Origin of the sequence: Allochromatium palmeri (genome assembly GCF_009720725.1) — a bacterium.
In the GTDB taxonomy this organism is placed as follows: domain Bacteria; phylum Pseudomonadota; class Gammaproteobacteria; order Chromatiales; family Chromatiaceae; genus Thermochromatium; species Thermochromatium palmeri.
The window spans coordinates 1-5,375 of sequence record NZ_WNKT01000088.1 but is presented as its reverse complement, the minus strand read 5'-3'; the positions used below and the strand labels follow the sequence as shown (position 1 = coordinate 5,375).

Annotated in this window: 8 protein-coding genes and 3 pseudogenes; 7 read left to right on the top strand and 4 right to left on the bottom strand. The window is 61.2% G+C overall.

The features are described from left to right. Positions 1-148: 148 nt before the first annotated feature. From GJ668_RS19230 to GJ668_RS20810, 3 genes are read right to left on the bottom strand one after another with little or no spacing between them, the layout of a single operon-like run. The gene (locus tag GJ668_RS19230) at positions 149-934 is read right to left on the bottom strand and encodes an AAA family ATPase (protein WP_246195024.1); all 786 of its coding nucleotides are present in this window, start codon (positions 932-934) and stop codon (positions 149-151) included. Next, complete coding sequence (locus GJ668_RS20815) at positions 858-1,199, bottom strand: ATP-binding cassette domain-containing protein (RefSeq protein WP_246195023.1); 342 nt, start codon at positions 1,197-1,199, stop codon at positions 858-860. Before GJ668_RS20815 ends, GJ668_RS19230 begins: the two co-directional genes overlap by 77 nt. 1 nt (position 1,200) lies before the next feature. Continuing rightward, positions 1,201-1,443, bottom strand: coding sequence for a hypothetical protein (locus GJ668_RS20810; protein WP_246195022.1), 243 nt, complete (start codon positions 1,441-1,443; stop codon positions 1,201-1,203). Between the two features lie 197 nt (positions 1,444-1,640). Here GJ668_RS20810 and GJ668_RS19220 point away from each other — a divergent pair. The 7 genes and pseudogenes from GJ668_RS19220 to GJ668_RS19200 all read left to right on the top strand — a co-directional run. Then, a pseudogene (locus GJ668_RS19220) lies at positions 1,641-2,135 on the top strand (IS607 family transposase); the annotation flags it as partial. 16 nt (positions 2,136-2,151) lie between these two features. After that, positions 2,152-2,226 (top strand): annotated as a pseudogene (locus GJ668_RS21325) (helix-turn-helix domain-containing protein); the annotation flags it as partial. After that, the gene (locus tag GJ668_RS19215) at positions 2,224-3,294 is read left to right on the top strand and encodes an RNA-guided endonuclease InsQ/TnpB family protein (protein WP_246195026.1); all 1,071 of its coding nucleotides are present in this window, start codon (positions 2,224-2,226) and stop codon (positions 3,292-3,294) included. The pseudogene GJ668_RS21325 and the gene GJ668_RS19215, both read left to right, overlap by 3 nt. Before the next feature lie 178 nt (positions 3,295-3,472). Further along, a pseudogene (locus GJ668_RS21155) lies at positions 3,473-3,619 on the top strand (BrnT family toxin); the annotation flags it as partial. Between the two features lie 16 nt (positions 3,620-3,635). Further along, positions 3,636-3,773, top strand: coding sequence for a BrnT family toxin (locus GJ668_RS21150; protein WP_343032251.1), 138 nt, complete (start codon positions 3,636-3,638; stop codon positions 3,771-3,773). Beyond that, the gene (locus tag GJ668_RS19205) at positions 3,751-4,065 is read left to right on the top strand and encodes a BrnA antitoxin family protein (RefSeq protein ID WP_155451703.1); all 315 of its coding nucleotides are present in this window, start codon (positions 3,751-3,753) and stop codon (positions 4,063-4,065) included. Before GJ668_RS21150 ends, GJ668_RS19205 begins: the two co-directional genes overlap by 23 nt. Before the next feature lie 7 nt (positions 4,066-4,072). After that, complete coding sequence (locus GJ668_RS19200) at positions 4,073-5,053, top strand: DNA-binding protein (protein WP_186343227.1); 981 nt, start codon at positions 4,073-4,075, stop codon at positions 5,051-5,053. On the opposite strand, the gene GJ668_RS19195 is transcribed toward GJ668_RS19200, so the two are convergent. Continuing rightward, positions 5,050-5,238 carry a hypothetical protein gene (locus GJ668_RS19195; RefSeq protein WP_155451701.1) on the bottom strand — a complete coding sequence of 63 codons (189 nt, stop codon included), beginning with the start codon at positions 5,236-5,238 and terminating at the stop codon, positions 5,050-5,052. The two genes, GJ668_RS19200 and GJ668_RS19195, sit on opposite strands and share 4 nt — an antisense overlap. Positions 5,239-5,375 lie beyond the last annotated feature (137 nt).

The window sequence follows — 5,375 nt, the reverse complement described above, 5'->3', positions numbered from 1 at the left end:
AGGCAAGCCCCATATCTCAACGGCCAAGGTGCTGGCGGGAACCTGAAGTGTCTCAAAATTGCAACTTAAAAGGGCTGGTGTAGCGACCTGCAAACATCGCGATTTTCGGCCCAGATTAACTGACAATATCCGGGGTCTCGAACCCACATTAATCTGCCAACAGCCTGCAAACATCCGGGCCGACCCAGATTGTCTGCAAATGAGCTTCGCCCCTCGGCCATGGTGGCTCATCACACCCCGGTAACCCTGCCGCCAGCAACTGTGCATGCAGCTCCTGGGTCCGTCCCGACGCCAACTGACCGTGCAGGAAAGCACGAATCTCTGCCGGCCTGGCATTGAGCAACTCGGCCAGGGCACGGGCGTTGTAGCCGTTCCGGGTCAGGGTCGCCTCCATCGCGTCGAGGTCCGCAGCCAACACACTTTCGATGATGTCGATGGTGACCGGTTTCTGGCCGACCTGATAGGCCGCCTCGAACGCCAAGGTCAGGTATTGCTCGATCTGCAGCGGCGTCGACAGCCCAGTGGCCAAGCGCTCGATAGCCTCGTCGGTCAGGATCTCGGGGCTCTCCGGCTGGGTGCATTGGGCCAGCAACCAAGTGATATAGGCGCGCTCCTTGCCCTTGATGCCTTCCAGCCAGAACAACGCCGTTCTGGCGCCGATCTCCTCCAGCGCCGGTCGGCGCAGGTCGTTTCTGAGCTTGGGGTGACCGACGAGCACCACCGAGAGGATGCCGCCACTGTTCTGCACCAACTCGATCAACCGCTTCAAACCGACCAGGGTCTTGTGGTGCAGGTCGTGGGCCTCGTCGACAAACAGCACGATGGACTTGCGGCGTTTGGCGATGACCTCGACGAGCTTACGCTCGCGTTTCTCGGGCTGGGTCGGGATCTTGAAGTCCTTCTCGGTCACCAGGTCGTAGAACAGCGCCGTCATCAGGGTGCCGAGGTTGACGCGGTGCTTGTCGACGGCCCAGAGACTGGGAGACCAGGATGTTCTTCTCGTCCTTCAACGTCTCGATCAGCCGGTTGAGGGTTGTCGTTTTGCCGCAGCCGACGAGCCCAACGAGGGCCAGGAGCTTGCCACCATGGATGGCGACTTTGATGTCGTCGAACACCTCGCGCAACTGCTCGGTCTCGAAGTAGCCGGATCGAGGCAGGTCGCGGGTCAGGCCGTAGTGCTTCATCACGTCGCTGCGCATGTCATCCTCCGAGCAGGGGTTTCAGGTTGATCCGCGCGTAGTCGATGACATCCGCCTTGCGCAGTGAGTCGGCCAAGGCCGCGTCGAGCTTGTCCATCGCCTCGGCGGACAACTTGGCCAAGGGGACATTCAGGTAGTCGGCAATCGCCCGCTTGGCGGCAACGGCATTGGGGTAGGCGATTTCCTGGAACGGATCTGGGTCGATGAAGGGGACCGCCGCCGGCGCCGCAGTTGGCGTTGCCACTGGCGCCGCCCCGCCCCAAACCGATTCCGGCAGCGTCAGCTTCTCGGCCAGGGCCTCGATGCGTTCGGTACGCCGCTGGGTCTTGGTCTTCTTGAAGCTGCGGTAGCGATGCAGTGGGATCGGACCACCGACAGGGGTTGCGAAATAGTTATCTATAAACTAACATAAGATCACTTTTAGTTACTTTCAATAAAAGCATGGCCTACGTCCCCTTACGCAAGGCCGTGGCCGAACTCGGGCTGCACCCCAACACGCTGCGCCGCTATGCTGATCAAGGACTCATCCCAACAATCCGAAACCCCGCCGGGCAGCGATTGTTTGACGTTGACGCCTATCTGCGCCGCGCTGTTGGGGCTTGCACCGTCGTCTACGCCCGCGTTAGTCGCGCCAAGCAACGCGACGATCTCGCCCGAGAAGTTGAGCGGTTGCGGCGCGTCTACCCCGACGCGGACGTCATCCAGGACATCGGCAGCGGCCTCAACTTCAAGCGCAAAGGTCTGCGTGCCTTACTGGAACGACTCCTGCGCGGAGACAAGCTCCGGGTTGTGGTTGCCCACCGTGACCGACTCGCCCGTTTCGGCTTCGACCTCATCGCCTTTCTCGTCGAACACAACGGCGGAGAAATCGTGGTTCTCGATCAACCAGTGGATCAATCCCGAGAAGCCGAACTCACCGCCGATCTACTCGCCATCCTCCATCAGTTCGCGGGTGGAATGCACGGTCGGCGACGTCATCAAGGCCAAGCGGATTCGGCTCTATCCAACGCCGGAACAGAAGACCCTGTTTCGGCAGTGGCTCGGAACCTCAAGATTCGTCTACAACGAAACCGTCAAGCATCTCGGTCTTCCCAAGGAGGAGCGGGAGCGACACTGGATGGGGGCGGCCAAACAGATCCTGGCGAGCCTGCCGGACTGGGCCGGACCGATCCCCTACCAGATCAAGAAGATCGCCGTTGAGGACGCTTATAAAGCGTTCTCCAACGGGATTCGGCGATGGAACCAGACCGGAGAGCCGTTTGATCTTCGCTTCCGCTCACGCAAGAACCCGAAGCAATCCTGTTTCATTCCTTCTTCCGCCCTCAAGGACGCGGGCGTTTACCCTCGGATCGCCGGGAGCCTCAAACGGGCTGAGGATTTCCCCGACAACCCGAGGGATTCGCGCCTGGTCTTTGAACAAGGCCGGTGGTTCGTGATCGTCCCCTATCGTGTGCCCATCATCCCGACCGAGAATCAAGGTCGAGTGGTGGCGCTCGATCCGGGCATCCGGACTTTCCTGACCGGCTTTGCCGAAGATCAGGCGTTCAAGCTCGGCGATGGCGATTTCGCGCGCATCGCCCGGCTGTGTCATCACCTCGATCGGCTGCTCTCCAGGATCGCCAAGGCCAAGTATCGGCAGAAAGCCCGGCTCAAGAAGGCGGCGAACCGGCTGCGCTGGACGATTCGCGATCTGGTCGACGAACTGCACTTTCAGGCCATCCGCTTCCTGCTCGACCGCTTCGACCTGATCCTGCTGCCGACCTTCGAGACCAAAGAGATGTCGGCGAAATCCAAGCGCAAAATCCGAGCTAAGTCGGTGCGCTCCCTGCTCGGCTATGCCTTCTTCCGTTTCGGTCAACGCCTGGAGGCAGCGGCCAAACGGCTCGGCAAGGTCGTGATTCGAGTCAACGAAGCCTACACCTCGAAAACGGCCAGTTGGACCGGCGAGATCAAACAGATCGGTGGCGCGAAAACGATCACCAGCGCCGGCGTGACTGTCGACCGCGACATCAATGGCGCACGCGGGATCTTCCTGCGTGTTTTGGTAGATACACCCTCACTCAGAAATGAGTGTGCATGTGTTGGCGCTTGTTAGTCAGCGTTAGCATAAAAGTATCGGTATAGGGACCGTAGCGCTGATCTCCACGCTCCACATAAAGCTCGTTTTCTGGACCTCGGCATCGGAGAGCGCCTCGGTTCCTGAGCACGGTGGTAGACCCACACCACCACTGTCATAGCTGGCGATATTTACACAAAAGTAGTAACATTAATGTATGAACACATTGTTTGAATGGGATCCAGCGAAGGCGGGCAGTAATCTCAGAAAACACCGTGTCAGCTTCGAGATGGCCACCCGCGTCTTTGCCGACCCGTTCGCACTGATCGAACAAGACCGCATCGAGAACGGGGAAACACCGCTGGCAAACCTTGGGCACTGTGGAGGGGTGTCTGCTGCTCCTGGTGGCCCATACCGTCCGGGACGCGGAGGACGGCACGGAGGTGATTCGCCTGATTTCGGCGCGACGCGCCGACCCGAAAGAGAGGACGCGCTATGAACGACAACGTTCGCTATGAGGTTGATCTGAACCACCTGCCGCCGTTGACCGAGGAGCAGCGAGCCGAACTCAAGGCGCTGTCCGAGCAGCCGGACAGTGCCATCGACTACAGCGACAGTCCGCCGCTGGATGAGGCGTTCTGGAAGCTGGCCGTGCGCAACCCGTTTTACAAGCCCGTCAAGACCTCGACCACGGTGCGTATTGATGCGGATGTGTTGGCCTGGCTCAAGAGCCAGGGCAAGGGGTATCAAACGCGCCTCAATACCATCTTGCGCGAAGCCATGCTTCGCTCGTTGCAGCACAAATCGTAAGCGAACAGTGAGTACCCACGGCGACACCCGCAAAGCGGCGTTTGAAGCCGCCTGCCAACTGGCCGCCGCCGGCGAGCGCCCGACCGTCGTGGCGGTACGCACCAAGCTTGGGGGCAAGGGCGGCCAGGCGGCGATCCAGGCCGGCGTCAATGACTGGATCGAAGAGTCCGCGCGGCGCTTTCAGCTACCGGCGCTGCCGGAGTCGCTTCAGGGAGCGGTGATCGCGTTCTGGGAGGTCGCCTGTCAGACGGCTAAGGCGCAGTGGGATGAAGCGCGTGCCGGGATGCTGGCCCAGCTGGAGGCACGCGACCAGCAGCTGGCCGAGCGGACTCAGGAACGCGACGCCCTGGAGCACGCGCGGGATCTGGCCCTGGCCGAGCGTGACCAGCACGCGCAGTCACTGGAGCAGGCCCAGGCTGAGCTGTTCACCGCTTACCAGCACACCCGTGTTCTGGAGCGCGAGTGCGCCGATCTTGGCCAGCGTTTGGCCGATGCCGAGGCCAGCGTCGAGCAGTTGGAGCAGACCGCTACCCAGCAGACCACGCGGATCCTCGAACTGGAGCAGAGCGAGCAGCGTTTGAGCGAGACCCTGGAACGCACCGAGACCAAGCGCGATCAGTGGCAGGTACAGGCCCGCACCGCCGAGCAGACGGTGGCCCGGCTGGAACAGGTCAAGGCGGAGGAGGAACGCGAGCGTGAACGACTGGCCCAAGCACTGGCGCAGAGTCAATCGGGAGTCGCCGAGGAACGCGCCGCCCGCACGGAGCGCGAGGTGCATATCAAGACCCTGACCGATCTGCTGGAGCGCGCCCAGGCCGCGCATGACGCCGAATCGGCGCGTTGGCTGGTGCAGATCGACGACCAGCGTCAGGCGTTGTCCATCGCCCGCGAGCGCGAACGCCGGCTGGAGCAGGAACGCACGGCGCTGATGGACGAGGTTCGCGCGTTGAGACAGGCCACGTTCGAGAGTCCAGCGGGCAACATCTAGCGACGTGTTTTTGCAGACGACAACCCTGTGGTGTCCTCTCGACTCTCGATGAGCTGGCGATAGACATTGGCCAACACCCGCTCACGGTAGGTGCGGGCCTGACTGAGCCCGTTGAGTTCCTGACGCCAGTGGGTCATCTGTGCGTGTTGAGCGTGATTCTGGAGATAGGCGGTGGCCGTATGCATGCTGTTTCCCACATCTCTGGTCGATGGCTGAAGCGTTGTGTGGGACAGAGACTAGTACCTCGCACCTTAAGTTGACTGGACAATTTCATGCCATCAGCGGCTTGCCGATATAGGTCCAGCGAAACGGCTTGGCGAGG